General features: G+C 39.4%; 7 protein-coding genes, 2 tRNA genes and 5 pseudogenes. All 14 read left to right on the top strand.

Features of this window, described 5'->3' with window-relative positions:
• Positions 1-57: 57 nt before the first annotated feature.
• The 14 genes and pseudogenes from ACU8V8_RS08705 to ACU8V8_RS08640 all read left to right on the top strand — a co-directional run bounded on the left by ACU8V8_RS08705 (position 58) and on the right by ACU8V8_RS08640 (position 16,103).
• A tRNA-Ser gene (locus ACU8V8_RS08705) sits at positions 58-148 on the top strand.
• A 53-nt stretch (positions 149-201) separates the two neighbouring features.
• A tRNA-Ser gene (locus ACU8V8_RS08700) sits at positions 202-292 on the top strand.
• Positions 293-423: 131 nt separating this feature from the next.
• Positions 424-817 (top strand): annotated as a pseudogene (locus tag ACU8V8_RS08695) (hypothetical protein).
• Positions 818-946: 129 nt separating this feature from the next.
• Positions 947-1,408 carry a GAF domain-containing protein gene (locus ACU8V8_RS08690; protein WP_446889487.1) on the top strand — a complete coding sequence of 154 codons (462 nt, stop codon included), beginning with the start codon at positions 947-949 and terminating at the stop codon, positions 1,406-1,408.
• Positions 1,405-1,683, top strand: coding sequence for a hypothetical protein (locus ACU8V8_RS08685; protein WP_087532285.1), 279 nt, complete (start codon positions 1,405-1,407; stop codon positions 1,681-1,683). Before ACU8V8_RS08690 ends, ACU8V8_RS08685 begins: the two co-directional genes overlap by 4 nt.
• A gap of 14 nt (positions 1,684-1,697) precedes the next feature.
• Positions 1,698-2,348 carry an RNA chaperone ProQ gene (gene proQ / locus ACU8V8_RS08680; RefSeq protein WP_446889486.1) on the top strand — a complete coding sequence of 217 codons (651 nt, stop codon included), beginning with the start codon at positions 1,698-1,700 and terminating at the stop codon, positions 2,346-2,348.
• Positions 2,349-2,375: 27 nt separating this feature from the next.
• Positions 2,376-4,410, top strand: a pseudogene (prc, locus tag ACU8V8_RS08675) (carboxy terminal-processing peptidase).
• Between the two features lie 185 nt (positions 4,411-4,595).
• Positions 4,596-6,060, top strand: a pseudogene (nhaC, locus tag ACU8V8_RS08670) (Na+/H+ antiporter NhaC).
• A 44-nt stretch (positions 6,061-6,104) separates the two neighbouring features.
• Complete coding sequence (pepN, locus tag ACU8V8_RS08665; RefSeq protein ID WP_446889485.1) at positions 6,105-8,699, top strand: aminopeptidase N; 2,595 nt, start codon at positions 6,105-6,107, stop codon at positions 8,697-8,699.
• 2 nt (positions 8,700-8,701) lie between these two features.
• Positions 8,702-8,923 carry a DUF2835 family protein gene (locus ACU8V8_RS08660; RefSeq protein WP_446889484.1) on the top strand — a complete coding sequence of 74 codons (222 nt, stop codon included), beginning with the start codon at positions 8,702-8,704 and terminating at the stop codon, positions 8,921-8,923.
• 244 nt (positions 8,924-9,167) lie between these two features.
• A pseudogene (locus ACU8V8_RS08655) lies at positions 9,168-11,281 on the top strand (DUF1302 domain-containing protein).
• 10 nt (positions 11,282-11,291) lie between these two features.
• Positions 11,292-12,657 (top strand): annotated as a pseudogene (locus ACU8V8_RS08650) (DUF1329 domain-containing protein).
• 123 nt (positions 12,658-12,780) lie between these two features.
• Positions 12,781-13,782, top strand: a complete 1,002-nt coding sequence (locus ACU8V8_RS08645) for a WD40/YVTN/BNR-like repeat-containing protein (protein ID WP_446889483.1) — start codon at positions 12,781-12,783, stop codon at positions 13,780-13,782.
• Positions 13,782-16,103, top strand: a complete 2,322-nt coding sequence (locus ACU8V8_RS08640; RefSeq protein ID WP_446889482.1) for an efflux RND transporter permease subunit — start codon at positions 13,782-13,784, stop codon at positions 16,101-16,103. The genes ACU8V8_RS08645 and ACU8V8_RS08640 overlap by 1 nt, the downstream gene beginning before the upstream one ends.
• The last annotated feature ends 152 nt before the right edge of the window (positions 16,104-16,255 follow it).

Raw genomic sequence — 16,255 nt, 5'->3', positions numbered from 1 at the left:
AGTTTTTTACAAAAAAGCTTCACAAAGGGCATTGGTTTATCTATTATGCACGCCGTCGGAGAGATGGCAGAGTGGTCGAATGCACCGGTCTTGAAAACCGGCAGGGGTTTGTAGCCCCTCTAGGGTTCAAATCCCTATCTCTCCACCACCTAATTTAAAATAGTTATGAGTACACTCTTACTCCTGACTTATAGCAGTTTCGGAGAGATGGCAGAGTGGCCGAATGCACCGGTCTTGAAAACCGGCAGGGGTTTGTAGCCCCTCTAGGGTTCAAATCCCTATCTCTCCACCATATATAAAACCCGCTTCTAGCGGGTTTTTTTTATACCTTTGAAAAAAATAATTACGACCATAGTCTCTGTTTCGAAGTCAAAAAACATCATGCATGATTAGTTTAAATACTTACATGATTTAGGACGCTTAATGAAACATAAACTTGCAAAGAGTGTTGCATTGTCACTACTTTCTCCCATTATCATTGGTAGCTTGTTAGGTGCTTATTATGCACTTACCTTAAATGGTGATGCGTTTACTATTTTTCTCCAATTTACTTATGAGTGCTATTGCCAATGCTCATATCGTTGGCTTAACTATGGCAGCATTTGTGGTACCTGGATATTTATTGATGTTTAAATATGCCAAGGTGAATTATTCAGGTGTGTTAACACTAGGATTACTCGGTGGTGCTATATTTAGTTATTTGCTCAGTGCAACACAAGGGATGGTCTTTTTAGTTAATACCTCAATGTCAGCCCTTGCGGCCGGTTTATTTTTATATGGGTTAAGAAAAGGCGCACTGAAAAAAGACTCACATTAATAGCAGGATTATTGAGCAAGCTTGCTGAAATTTAGGGTAAATTGTTTTTTTTTTACCCTTAAAAGGTTTCAATTATTGGCCACAAAGAGTACCTTTAGCTACTGTATGTTTGATAAGAAGTAGTTTGGTATGCAAAAGCAAGAATTTTACCAGTCATTAGTTAAACAAACTGAGTCGCTAATCACTGGTGAGACTAACATTATAGCCAACATGGCAAATATAAGCGCGCTGTTATTTACATCATTAGACGATGTGAATTGGGCTGGCTTTTATTTAATGGACTCCCCGTCAGAATTAGTACTAGGTCCGTTTCAGGGTAACCCTGCGTGTATACGCATCCCAGTGGGAAAAGGGGTTTGTGGAACAGCTGCCGCAACTGCAGAAACTCAACTCGTTGAAGATGTACATGCATTCTCAGGGCATATTGCCTGTGATGCTGCGTCAAATTCTGAAATAGTGATACCGATCCTTAAAAATGGTGAGGTTTATGCTGTTTTAGATATCGACAGTCCGAGTATTGCTCGGTTTAATGCTGAAGATATGCAAGGTCTAGAAGCGTTAGTTACTTGTTTTGAGGCTACGCTTGCATGAAAGACTTACTAAATGTACAGGATTATCTGTTTGCCATCACTGATGTTGGTGATTGGGAAGGGGATGAAGAACACGTAGCGGAAACGCTGAATGATTTGATTCACATTGCTTGGGAGCGTCTACCAGATGACCTTGAATGTGAACTGATCGACGAAATTATTAATGGTATTTGGGAACACCTTCGTGGCGATATGGCGCTTATTGAGGCTGAGTTCGAAGAGTTAACCGACTGGGTAACACACTATGTCGATTCATCAATCGATGAAAAGATGTAATAAAAGGTTCTAAGATGGAAACCACAAACAAGCTAAAAGATATTAATGAAGTATTGGAATTCTTATATCAAGAATTTCCACAATGTTTTAAACAAAAAGACGGTATCAAACCGCTGAAAGTCGGTATCTTTAAAGATATCGCTGAGCGAATTGAAGGGTCAGATAAAGTAAGTAAAACTCAGGTGCGTCAAGCGCTTAGAAAGTATACTTCAAACTGGCGTTACCTTGAAGCAGTTACTAAGTCTGAGTTTCGTATTGATCTTGATGGTAATCAAGGCGAAAAAGTTGAGCAAGAGCATATTGACCATGCGCAAAAAGCGCTTGAAGAAAGCCGTGCAAAAATGGCTAAACGCAAAAAGCAACAACGCCCTCGTAATGATTCAGACACAAAGTCTTACAAAAAGAAACCTAGTCACTTTGCTAAAAATGGTGATAAAAACGCTAAGGTTAACAATGCCCCAGCAAAAGCTGCACCGGCAAAACGATCAGGTAAAATTGAACCTTTACCAGCGAGTGAGGTCAAGGTTAATAACAAAGTTAAAGTTAAACTTGGCCAAGCCCTTGTTAATGCCACAATTACTGAAGTGAACAAAGATGATGTTCACGTAGAACTAGTAACGGGTATGCAAGTTAAAACAAAAGCAGACAGCCTGTATATCATTTAAGCTGTAAATAAAATTAAGGAGTTGTGTATGAGTCAGAAGTTTACGCTCATTCCGTTAGTCGCGGCCCTATTTTCGGGTTCATTATTTGCATCAGCTGAAGTTGCTGATGTTTTGACAGAAAAAGACTTGCCTGTTCTTAAGCAAGAAAGTCAACACAGTACGGCTAGCAAACGGGTGACAAACTTATTTACTCGTGCACACTATAAACCCATTCGTTTTAATGATGCACTGTCTAGTAAAGTGTTTGACCGTTATATCGAGTCCCTTGATTTTAATAAAAGCGTTTTTTTTGGCTGCGGATATTGCCTCTTTTGAGCAATACCGCAACCAATTTGATAATGCATTAACCACAGGTAAGCTAGATTTTACGTTTGATATTTTTAACCTAAGTATGAAACGTCGTTTTGAGCGTTATGATTATTCGCTTAGCTTGCTTGAAAAAGAGATGACATTTGATAAAGACGATGAATATTATTTTGATCGTGAAGATGCTGCATGGGCAAAAACCCAAGCAGAGCTTGACGAGCTTTGGCGTGAACGCGTTAAGTATGACGCGCTACGTTTAAAGATGACGGGTAAAGATTGGGAAGGTATTAAAGAAGTACTGACCAAACGTTACCACAATGCACAAAAACGTTTAGTGCAAACAAATAGCGAAGATGCATTCCAGATAGTGATGAATTCATTTGCCAGAAGTATTGAAGCTCATACATCTTATCTCTCGCCGCGTCGAGCTGAACAATTCAAGATGGACATGGATCTTGAGTTAGAAGGTATTGGTGCTGTTCTTAGTTACGATGAAGATTACACTGTAATACGCAGCCTTGTACCAGGGGGGCCTGCCGATAAGTCTGAGCAAATCAAAGCTGATGATCGTATTATCGGTGTTGCACAAGATGGTGAAGAGTTTGTTGATATCATTGGCTGGCGCTTAGATGATGTAGTTGACTTAATTAAAGGACCTAAGGGTACTAAAGTTCGCTTGCAATACCTAAAAGGCGCTGATGCGCATGGCACTCCAAAAGTCGTAGAAATTACCCGCGATAAAATTCGTTTAGAAGACCGAGCTGCAAAATCAGACGTTTTCGAAGCGAAGTATTCAGATTTGACCAGTAAAATCGGCGTTATTGAGATACCAGGCTTTTACAATAATTTATCTAAAGATGTAAAAGTTGAACTCGCTAAACTCAAAGAAGCTAAAGTCGATGGAATCATTATTGATTTACGTCAAAATGGTGGTGGTTCTTTATATGAAGCAACACAACTGTCAGGTTTGTTTTTTTGACCAAGGCCCTGTAGTGCAAATTCATACACTTAATAATCGTATTGAAGAGCAAAAAGACAGAGACGGCATTACTTACTATGATGGACCATTGACTGTATTGGTTGACCGCTACAGTGCATCAGCATCTGAAATCTTTGCTGCCGCGATGCAAGATTATGGTCGTGCCGTAGTGATTGGTGAGCAAACGTTCGGTAAAGGGACTGTACAACAGCATAAAGGGTTGGGCAGAGCCTATGATTTGTATGACAACCCGTTAGGAAGTGTACAGTATACAATTGCTAAATTTTATCGTATTAATGGTGGCAGTACTCAGCACAAAGGTGTGATACCTGATATATCATTCCCATCAGCGATAGACCCTGCTGAGTGGGGTGAAAGCCAAGAAGATAATGCATTGCCTTGGGATAGTATTATTCGTGCTAAGTATAATTCGGTAGATAATTTAAAACCTGCAATTAGTTATATTGCTAAACAACATGCAGAACGTATTAAAACTGAACCAGAGTTTAATTATGTGTTTGAGGATATTACTCGTTATAAAGAAGAAAAAGATCGTAAGACTATTTCTTTAATGGAGGCCACGCGCATTAAAGAAAAAGATGAAAATGAGGCTCGCGCGCTTGCGAGAACCAACGAGCGTCTAACACGTTTAGGTGAAAAGCCTGTTGAAAACTTAGATAATTTACCAGAAGTACTTGACGACTTAGACCCTTTTTAGAAGAAGCGGCTCTGATTACTCAAGACTATATCAAGTTTGGCCAAATCGCTAAGAAATAAACACATAAATCAGTCAATTTAAAAAAGGCGCAATAGCGCCTTTTTTGCTGCCTAAAGCAATATGAATTGCTATAATCGCTGATTAAACGCTGATTAAACGCTGATAAAAACTATGCTTTAGATAGTTCACAGTGCTAAAAAATAATAATTAAGCGCGTACATTGCTACGTGTAGGAGTTCCAATTTTGATACCACAAGAAGAAAAAACCGTTCAACAAGCAAGCTTTTGGGATGCACTGATACCAATCTCAGTGCTAATTTGTTTATTAGGCGCAGCGGTCTACTTATTTGGTGATAGCTCTTCATCAGGTCCAAATCAAATTGCATTATTGTTTGCAACATTCACAGCAGCTTTAATAGGCCTTAAAAACGGTTATACTTGGAAAAAGCTTGAAGATGCAATGATAGAAGGCATCACTTTATCTTTGGGGGCGATACTAATTTTTACTTATGGTAGGTGCTTTAATTGGTACATGGTTGCTTTCTGGTACAGTGCCAACCTTAATTTATTATGGCTTACAAGTTATCGATCCGAGTTGGTTTTATGCAGCTAGCTGTTTAATCTGTGGCATCGTTGCGATGAGTATAGGCAGTTCATGGACCACAGCGGCAACCATAGGTACTGCATTACTTGGGGTTGCAACCGGTTTAGGTTTAGATCAAGTAGTTACTGCTGGTGCGGTAATATCAGGGGCTTATTTCGGTGATAAGTTAAGTCCCTTATCAGAAACAACTAACCTCGCCCCCGCTGTTGTTGGCGCTGATTTATTTGAACATATTCATCATATGTTATGGACTACAGTGCCAAGCTTTATTATCGCTTTAATTATTTTTATTGTGATGGGTTTTAATGCCAGTGCCGAAAATGAAGCTGGTCGTATTGATGAAATTACCCTTATTCTAGAGCAAAATTTTAACATCGGCATTGAAATGCTTGTGCCATTAATTGTCTTACTCGTATTAGCAATTAGAAAAATGCCCGCGTTTCCGGCTATTTCTATTGGTGCGGTGATTGGTGCTCTATGGGCTATGTTGTTCCAATCAGATTTAATTACCAGTCAAATAGATGCTTCACAAGGGCAAATTATTGGTTACTTTAAGTTAATATGGAGCACATTTTTCGATGGCTTTTCAGTTGTTACAGGTGACGACAAAATGGACTCCTTACTCAGTGGTGGTGGTATGGCTGGCATGTTAACGACTACGTGGCTGATAATGACTGCATTAATGTTTGGTGCCATTATGGAAAAGACTGGTCTACTAGATATTTTTGTAAAAAGTATTTTAAAAATAGCCAAGAGTACAGGCTCTTTAATTACAGCAACTATTGCTACGTGTATTGGAACAAACGTTATTGCCGCTGATCAGTATATTGCGATTGTGGTGCCTGGGCGTATGTATAAAGATGAATATGAAAAACGTGGGCTTAAACCGGTTAATTTATCTCGTACATTAGAAGACGGCGGTACTATTACCAGCCCGTTGATCCCTTGGAATACCTGCGGAGCTTACATGCAAAGTGTATTGCATGTTAATCCATTTGATTATTTATTCTATGCATTCTTTAACTTAATCAACCCATTCTTAGCCGTTGTTTACGCCTATTTAGGTATCAAAATTTTACGCATCAAACCAAAACAACAGGCTTAAATTTAGTGCTCCTTTTTACGGAGGAGCCATTTTGGAATTTACCTATGACTGCAAGCAAAAAACCTCAAGCACAATATCTAACAGACTATCAAGCCCCCGATTTTAATATAGAGCATGTCGATCTGACATTTAAACTCAGTCCACTTGAAACGCAAGTGACCTCTATATTACAACTTGTTAGAACCAATAATAGTAATGCTGATTTAATACTAGATGGCATTGACCTCACGTTACTCTCAGTTCAAGTTGACGGGGATGATTATGCAGACTATCAAGAGCAGAACGAACAACTAATAATTAAAAACTTGCCTGATAATTGTCTTCTAAGAATTGTTACTTATATTTCACCGGATACTAATTCATCCTTAGAAGGCCTATATTTATCGGGTGGGGCTTACTGTACTCAGTGTGAAGCGCAAGGGTTTCGAAAAATCACCTACTATTTAGATCGCCCTGATGTGCTTGCCAGTTTTGATGTAACGATAATTGCTGAGCAAAAATTTGAGCATTTATTATCTAATGGTAACAAAGTTGATGAAGGCATGCTTGACGACGGCCTACATTTTGCTAAATGGCAAGACCCTTTTAAAAAACCAAGCTATTTATTTGCTTTAGTTGCGGGAAGCTTCGATGTTTTAACTGATAATTATGTGACTAAAAGTGGACGAAATGTTGAACTAGCTTTGTTTGTAGACAAAGGGAATTTACCTAAAACCCCTCATGCTATGGCCTCACTTAAGAAGTCTATGCAATGGGATGAAGAACGCTTTAATCTAGAATATGACCTTGATATTTATATGATTGTTGCTGTTGATTTCTTCAATATGGGGGCGATGGAAAACAAAGGCCTGAATATATTTAATTCTAAATGTGTGTTAGCCAATCAAGAAACTGCCACTGACAAAGATTATCATACAATTGAATCTATTGTGGGTCATGAGTACTTTCATAACTGGACTGGTAATCGCGTAACCTGTAGAGATTGGTTTCAGCTATCGTTAAAAGAAGGGCTTACAGTATTTCGTGACCAAGAATTTAGTAGTGATCTGGGGTCACGAGCACTTAATCGAATTGATGCTGTTAAAGTGATGCGTACACACCAATTTAGTGAAGATGCAGGCCCTATGTCTCACCCTATTAGACCTGAAAAAGTTATTGAAATGAATAACTTTTACACGGTAACCGTGTACGATAAAGGTGCTGAAGTCATCCGTATGATGCACACTTTGTTAGGTGAGGAAAAGTTCCAACAAGGTATGACACTTTATTTTGAGCGCCATGATGGTCAGGCGGTCACGTGTGACGATTTTGTAGCAGCAATGCAAGACGCGTCAAACATTGATCTAACGCAGTTTAAGCGTTGGTATAGTCAAGCTGGTACACCTCGCATAAATGTGAAGCAGAGTTTTGATAATGACAGGGATATTTTGACCTTATCTGTTATGCAATCTGCACCTGTTAATCAACCCGATAATGCGCCTTTACATATTCCATTTGCAATCGAGTTACTAGATGAGAAAGGGCAGAGTATTCCTTTATCATTTAATGGTAAAGAGCTTGATTCTGTACTTAATGTTACTAAATGCTCGCAAGAATTTAAATTTGACGGTTTAACTAAAAAACCAGTTGCGGTGTTATTAGAGGACTTTTCAGCGCCTTGTATTGTTGAACACACAACGAATGAAGCGAGTTTATTGCATATCATGCGTTATGCGCGTAGCGATTTTTCGCGCTGGGATGCACAGCAAAAACTCTTTGTTATGGCAGTCAAACAGGCTATAGAGACACCAACTGAAGTGAAGTTAAGTGATGCTGTTATTAGTGTGTTTACAGCATTAATTAATAATTTAGAGGGAGATTTAGCTCTGACAGCAGAACTATTAAAGCTGCCAAGTTTTGATACATTAGCTGCAGAGTTTGATGTTATCCCTGTAGATAGCATCTTAAATGTTACTGAGAGGTTCGAACTGCAGCTGGCTCAAGAGCTGCAGTCAGCACTGCATAATTGTTATAATCAACTCCATGATGATGGCTCAATCAATGCCAATGCGGTTGCTGTGCGAGCTTTAAAAGGGCAATGTTTACATTATTTGGCTAAAACCGAAGATAATCGCGTAACGACGTATCTATCGCAAGTTGCTCAGTCAACAAATATGACCAATGTACTAGCGGCATTAAGTGCAGCAGTCAAAGCACAGCACCCATTAACAGATGAATTGTTAAATGGCTTTGATGGCCAATGGCGCCATGACGTACTGGTTATGGACAAATGGTTTGCATTACAAGCTATGCAAAGTAAGCCTGATGCCATAAAACATATTCAAAGCTTGTATGAACACCCTTGCTTTGATTTTTCGAATCCAAATCGTGTACGAGCCCTGGTTGGTAGTTTTAGTCACTTTAATATTGCACAGTTTCATCGCATTGATGGAGCAGGTTATGCGCTATTAGGCGACTTGCTGATTAAACTCAATGCGATAAATCCACAAAATGCGTCAAGAATGCTTACACCATTTATGTCATGGCGGCGCTACGATGATACGCGTTCAATGGCAATGAAAGCACAGCTAGAGCGATTGTCACAACTGGAAACTCTCAGTGATGATTTATTCGAGAAAGTTGAGAAAGCATTAGATTAAGGATGCGCGAGTATTACTTTTTACTAAATCTGACGTATAAACAGTGTATGGATTATTACGATGGTAAATATACGTCAGTACAAGTAACTGAAGATGGTGGTAAAACAGTACGTTTTGCTGCCCATCATTTGCGACCTTTTATTTCATCTTTGGGGGTTAGAGGCCGCTTTCGATTGCTGCTAACAGCTGAAAATCAATTTCTTAGGCTTGAGCGAGTAAGCTAAAAAATTTAAAAAAATTCTACATTTATATTATCTTTTTGTTAATTCAATTTGTCCTATTGTTAATTTACGTGTATAAATTATCTGGTAGGACGTCTTACCATTACGTAAACGCTAACTAAATTGTAAATTAATGGTTGTTTCAACGCGTTCTATTTGTAATTTTTATGTTTCGGTTCTATCGTTACTACTACACTAAAAACAACAACTTGATCACAAAATGACCCGCGACAGGGGGAAACACACAATGATAAGAAGATCGCTTTTTGTTAAAAACAAAATAGTTTTAGGCCTAGCAGCTGCTTCGTTAGGTTTATCCACTGGCGTAGCTCAAGCCGCTAACTTTGAGGTTGGTGGCTTTGATGTTACGTTCGATTCAAACTTTTCTTATGGACAAAGCATACGTATAGAAGACCGTGACTTTGCGCTGATTGGTAAAAGTAATAGCCCTGCACTTGATTGGAGTGGTTATAACCCTTCAATTAACAACATTGTTTATTCTTCACAAGATGTATGGGCACAACCCGGTGCTTATTCTAATAATGGTGATGCAGGAGATTTGAACTTTGATAGCGGTGAATCATTTTCTAAATTACTCAAAGGCACACATGACCTATCTATAAGCAAAGACAACTTTGGCTTATTTACTCGTTTTATGTATTTTTATGATTTTGAATTAATGGATGGCGACCGCGCCTATGTTAATCCAACATCAGGTGGTGGCGTCGATCCATGTGATGACGACGATACTAAAGAGCAAGTGTGTGCTGATCTGCGTTTACTTGATGCCTATGTTTGGGCCAATTTTGATTTGAATGATGGTAATAACCCACTTTCAATCCGCCTTGGTCAGCAAGTGGTTAACTGGGGGGAAAGTACTTTAATCTCTCATGGTATTAACGTTAACCCTGTTGATATAGATCGTTTAAAAGCGCCTGGTGCGGAACTTAAAGAAGCGTTTATCCCTGTAGGTATGTTATGGGCGTCTTTAGGCATAACTGAAAATTTAAACCTTGAAGCTTTTTATCAATATGAATGGCATGAAACACGCTTGCCTGCTGCTGGTAGTTATTTTTCAACTAATGACTTTGCCTCTGAAAATGGTTATCAGCAGAATATCCAATTAGGTTTTACTTCAAACCCTGATATTGATTTGGGTTCTTAACAAATAGTTTAAACAGCTTAGATGATATTGTCCGATCACAAGGTGTTGATCCAACCAGTGATCAAGGTAAACAAATGATGAGCCAGATGTATATGGCTTATCCGACTAAAGTTGCCTTGAAAGGCAAGGGTGGTGCCGGTAAAACTGATCCTAAAGATGGTGGTCAGTATGGCTTACGCCTAGGTATGTTTTTACCTGAACTCAATGATACTGAAGTTGCGCTTTATCATATTAATTATCACAGTCGTCGCCCTTTAATTTCTGGTAAGGTATCTGATTTCTCTACAGCTGCTGTTGGCCAAGATATCGCGACTATTTTGTCGGGCGAAATCACAGAAGATAACATTACCCAGTTAAATGCTTTCACCCAAGGTGTTTTAGAATACCCCGAAGATATCAAATTGTATGGGCTTAGTTTTAATACATCATTAGGTGAAACTGCTTTTGCTGGTGAATTTGCGTTTCGCCAAGATGAACCATTGCAAATTGATGACGTGGAGTTATTGTACGCAGGTATGCCTGAACAGTTAGCTGTGGCAGGCTTACGCCCTGACTTTGAGCGTATATCACAAGTGCCAGGTAATGCACAAACCACTCAAGCTGATGGAACCGTAGTAACCAGTGCTGTTGCACCAGGGCAAGTTGCTGCGGGTTATATTTTAAGAAACACAGCACAGCTTCAATTTACAGCAACACACTTATTTGGCCCATCGCTTGGTGCTGATAGTTGGGCTGTTGTGGGTGAAGTTGGCGGTGTTAGAATTAATGACATGCCTGAATATGACGAATTGCGTTTAAATGTTTCTGGTACTGGGCGCAGTGGTGTAATTATGGGTCCAGGTACTGATGATTATTCTACCTTGCATTTAGGCTTATCAAATGGCCCAGAAACGAACCCATTCCCGACTGCATCTGCTTGGGGTTATCGTTTAATCGCCAAAGGTGATTATTATAACTTCTTTAAAGGGGTTAACTTCTCACCTCGCTTTGTGTTTTCACATGACGTAAATGGTATTACACCTGATCCGATGTTTTTATTTATAGAAGATCGTAAGTCTTTAGGTGTTACTGCTAACTTCAACTATCAAAATGCATGGTCATTTGACTTTAGCTACAACTCGTTTTGGGGTGGTGGCGAAACAAATACTTTCTCTGACCGTGATTACGTTTCTTTCAATATTAAATATTCAATTTAAGGGTATCATCATGATAAAAAAACCTACCCTCATCGCATTAGCTGTTTGTAGTTTACTTTCGACTACACCAGTTGTTGCAAAAATGTCTGCAGAAGAAGTTGCACGTTTAGGTAATGATCTAACGCCCGTGGGTGCTGAAAAAAGCTGGCAATGCCGATGGTTCGATTCCAGCTTGGACGGGGGGCATAACTAAGGCACCAGCTGGTTATACACCAGGTATGCATCACCCTGACCCGTATGCAGATGACAAAGTACTTTTTACCATAGATAAATCAAATGTTGATAAGTACAAAGAAAATTTAAGTCCTGGGCAAGTTGCTTTATTCGAAGCCTACCCAGAGACATTTAAAATGAACATTTATAAGACTCACCGTAGTGCATCAAACCCTAAGTTTGTATATGACGCAACAAAACAATATGCGCCAACAGCGGAGTTAATAGAAGGTGGTAATGGTATAAAAAATACCGCGATTGGTATTCCTTTTCCCATTCCAAAAGATGGTTTAGAAGCTATTTGGAACCATTTACTGCGCTACAGAGGCTTATCGATTGAGCGTTTTGGTGGTCAGGCAGCACCAACGGCATCTGGTTCTTATAACATGGTTGGTTTTGATGAGCAGTTGCTTGTTAAGTACTCTGATCCTGCTGCTACACCAGCCGAGTTACAAGAGTCTAATATTCTGTTTAAGTTTAAACAAAAAGTGACGCAACCTGCGCGGCTTGCCGGTACTGCACTGTTAGTGCATGAAACCATGGACCAAATTTTAACTCCTCGCCAAGCTTGGACTTATAATACTGGTCAACGTCGTGTTCGTCGTGCACCAAATGTTGCTTATGATGCACCGGGTACAGCAGCTGATAGCTTACGTACTACCGATGATTTCGATATGTTTAATGGCTCACCTAATCGTTATACGTGGACGCTTAAGGGTAAAAAAGAGCTTTATATTCCTTACAACAGCTATAAATTACACAGTGATAAGCTAGAGTATGATGATATTTTAATGGCCGGTCACATTAACCCTGAGCATGTGCGTTATGAAAAGCACCGTGTTTGGGTGGTAGAAGCTGATTTAAAAGAAGACACTCGTCATATCTATAAAAAGCGTGTTTTTTATATTGATGAAGATAGCTGGCAAATTCATGTAACTGATATTTATGATAACCGCGACCAGATGTATCGTGTGGCTATGGCACACGGCCTAAACTACTATGATGCATTAACAAACTGGAGCACGCTTGACGTATACCATGATTTGAACTCTCGCCGTTATCTAGCAATTGGTTTGGATAACCAAGAAAAGATGTACGATTTTTCTAAATCGTTTAATGATAATGAATTTACGTCTAATGCGTTACGTCGCGCAGGTCGTTAAAATTTAACTGGCACCTAATAAGTTAGGTGCCTTTTTCAAGCCGCGTTTGTCTTTCTGACACGCTCTGGTTTTTCCATTTGCATGTCTTTTTCAAACACACTCTCCTCAAGGCGATTTTAAACTATGAAGTATTTGCTTTATGCAGGGTTAAGTACCTTAGCAAGTCTTACTTTTGTACTGTCGGCAGCAGAGCCACTGCCTGCAATAAGCGCAACAAAAGCTGATAAAACACTGTTAACTGACATTGAATTTAATGGTGACAAACTTGTTGCAGTTGGCAAGCATGGTACGGTTATTACTAGTACTGATACTAAAACGTGGCATCAAGCTACAGTGCCAACACAAGTTTTACTTACAGCAGTCAATTTTATTGACTCACAACAAGGTTGGGCATGCGGTCATGATGCCACCATTATTAACACCACCGATGGTGGGGAACAATGGCAACTGCAACACGTCAAAGAGTCGCTTGATAAACCATGCCTAGACATATTATTTAATACTAAGCAACACGGCTTTGCGGTTGGTGCTTATGGTATGTTTTATGAAACTTTTGACGGTGGCTTAAATTGGAACAAACGATTTTTAGATAGCCTGCTTTTTGCCGAGGACCGTGATTATCTCAATGACCTAAAAGAAACAGACCCACAAGGGTATGAGGCGGAAACGGCTTCTATTCTCCCCCATTTTAATCGAATTTTTAAAGCAGACAATAAATTAATGCTGGTGGGTGAAATGGGTTTATTAGCACACAGTGTAGATAACGGTAAAACTTGGCAACGAGATGAAGAAATTTACCCTGGGTCTTTTTTTGCATACGGACAAAACACGCAAGGTGAAGAGCTTGTTGCTGGTTTAAGAGGTAACATTTTTATTCGTACCGGACAAACTCATTGGCAGCATATTGGCAATGATAAAACCGCGACAATAAACAGTATTTTGGATACTGGCAAAAATGACTGGTTGCTATTAGCAAATAGTGGGGTCATTTTTCACTATAAAGATGGCACGCTTAATTTAGAACAATTACCAGATGGTAAATCAATACTTGATGCTGTTTTATTCAAAAAACAACTCGTTATGGCATCAGAAAATGGCATTAAAGTGAAGGAGATGACTCCATAATGCAGGGTTTATTAGACTTTTTAGAAAAGGCTGTGTTTCGTCATCGTCTCATGATGATTACAGCTTTTGTTGTGATCAGCTGTGCTCTGGCATTTAAGGCAACACAGATTCAGCTTGATGCATCATTTAACAAAAATATTCCGCTAAATCATGATTACATGAAAGTGTATTTAAAACATGAAAAGCAGTTTGGTGGCGCTAACAGTATTTTAATATCGGTGTGTGATGACAGTGGTAACATATTTAATCCTGAGTTTTTTACTCAATTAAAAGCTGTACACGATCAATTATATTTCATTCCAGGCGTTAACCGTCCGTTGGTTAACTCAATATTCTCTCCCAGTGCTCGGTTTGTTGAAGTTGTTGAAGATGGTTTTGCCGGTGGGCCAATCATTCCCGCTAATTTCAAAGCAGATAACAAGGGTTTAGCAGTTGTAAAAGAAAACATCGAAAAAGCAAAAGTTGTTGGCCGAATGATAGCGTCTGACTACTCGTGTGCCATGGTGAGTGCACAACTTTTAGAAACTGATCCGCAAACCCAAGAAAAGCTCGATACACTGGCCTTTGCAGAAAAACTAGAAACACAAATTCGTGAGCCATTAAGCACAGATAAAGTCAGTATTCATATTATCGGTTTTGCAAAAATGGCGGGTGATATAGCCGAGGGTGCAAAAGGGGTTGTGCTATTCTTCGCCATTGCAATTGCTTTTACTTTCATTATGGTTTGGTTGTTTTGTGGTAGCTTAAAGCTGACTATATTGCCTATTGCTTGCTCAATAATTGCTGTGGTGTGGCAATTAGGCTTGCTCTCAAGCTTAGGGTTTGGTCTGGATCCTATGTCAATCTTAGTGCCATTTTTAGTCTTTGCTATTGGTGTGAGCCATGGTGTGCAGATGATAAATGCGATAGGCAAAAAGGTCGCTGAGGGAAGTAGTACCCGTATTTGCTGCCAATCAAGCTTTAGGGCGTTACTGGTACCTGGTGGTATTGCTTTGCTGTCTGATACTGTTGGCTTCTTAACGTTACTTACTATAGATATTGGCATAATCCGCGAGCTTGCAATTACTGCTAGTTTAGGCGTTGCTGTTATTATTTTTACAAATTTGATTTTACTCCCTGTTTGGGCGTCGTACATGCACTTTGAGAACACAGTGAAAATTAAAGCGGGCAGTACTGATAAGCCAAACATGTTAGACACTCTACGTGAATTGTTAGTCAAAGCGACGGATCCTAAAATTGCAAAAGTCATCATTGCATTGACCTTGGTGCTGTTTGCGGTTGGTTATTGGCAAGCAGACAAAATGCGCATTGGTGATTTGCATGCTGGCGCGCCGTCGTTACATCAGGATGCTCGTTACAACCAAGATACCTTTTTAATATCGGACAAATACACAATTTCATCGGATATATTAAAAGTTATTGTTGAGGCGTACCCAGCAGCTTGTACTGAGCATGATGTAATGGAACGAATTAGTCGATTCCAATACAAGGTTGAGAACTTAAGCGGCGTTCAATCGGCTGTCAGTTTAAGTTCGGTCGCGCAATCAGTAAATGCAGGCTATAACGAGGGCAATTTAAAATGGCAAACCTTACCGCGCAATACCGCAAGCTTAGTTCAAGCCAGTGCGCGAGTAGAAACAAGCACAGGTTTATTAAATGGTGATTGCTCAGTTATGCCGGTTATTATCTTTTTAGATGATCACAAAGCAGAAACGATTGATAACGTAATAGCCCGTGTTAAACAATTTGCTGCTGAAGAGAAAACAGATAAATTGCAGTTTAAATTAGCCTCAGGTCCAGTAGGGGTGATGGCTGCAACTAATGAATCAGTTTCAGCTGCTCAGCTGCCAATGATGATTTATGTTTATGGTGCGGTCATCATATTATGTTTGATCAGCTTTAAGAGTATTAAGGCAACGATAGCAGTTGTTTTACCTTTGTATATTGTATCGACATTAGCGCAAGCGTTAATGGTGCAATTACAAATAGGCCTAACGGTATCAACATTACCGGTTATCGCGTTAGGTGTTGGTATCGGGGTTGATTACGGGATTTATATCTTGTCATCAATGATGGGGCAATTAAAACAAGGAGTCGCGTTACCTATAGCTTACCGTAATGCTTTAGCTGAACGTGGTAGTGCGGTTTTATTCACCGGCATAACTTTAGCGATTGGTGTGAGCACATGGATTTTCTCTGATTTGAAGTTCCAAGTCGATATGGGCATCTTGCTAACCTTCATGTTCTTGGTGAATATGTTGGGTGCTGTGTTGTTATTACCTGCAATAGGGAGTTTACTCTGGACTGACCAGAAAAAATAATGTGAATAATTTTGCTCCTAAATGGCCAGTAATGGCCATTTATATCTATATTTTGTGAATAGATGACCAAATAGCTGAAATGCTTAAAATGTTTTCATCGAAAGGGCTGTTTATTCGTTGTAAAAGGGTTAGAATTTAGCTGACTCCACACA

This window comes from Pseudoalteromonas sp. SaAl2 (assembly GCF_052947895.1).
Note: the sequence above shows the minus strand (reverse complement) of the source record. Positions and strands in the feature narration are given on the sequence as shown.

What these genes read in the sequence shown, in the direction of transcription:
- ACU8V8_RS08690 (WP_446889487.1), top strand. Translation starts at nt 947, where the DNA reads ATGCAAAAGCAAGAATTTTACCAGTCATTAGTTAAACAAACTGAGTCG.
- ACU8V8_RS08685 (WP_087532285.1), top strand. Translation starts at nt 1,405, where the DNA reads ATGAAAGACTTACTAAATGTACAGGATTATCTGTTTGCCATCACTGAT.
- proQ (WP_446889486.1), top strand. Translation starts at nt 1,698, where the DNA reads ATGGAAACCACAAACAAGCTAAAAGATATTAATGAAGTATTGGAATTC.
- pepN (WP_446889485.1), top strand. Translation starts at nt 6,105, where the DNA reads ATGACTGCAAGCAAAAAACCTCAAGCACAATATCTAACAGACTATCAA.
- ACU8V8_RS08660 (WP_446889484.1), top strand. Translation starts at nt 8,702, where the DNA reads ATGCGCGAGTATTACTTTTTACTAAATCTGACGTATAAACAGTGTATG.
- ACU8V8_RS08645 (WP_446889483.1), top strand. Translation starts at nt 12,781, where the DNA reads ATGAAGTATTTGCTTTATGCAGGGTTAAGTACCTTAGCAAGTCTTACT.
- ACU8V8_RS08640 (WP_446889482.1), top strand. Translation starts at nt 13,782, where the DNA reads ATGCAGGGTTTATTAGACTTTTTAGAAAAGGCTGTGTTTCGTCATCGT.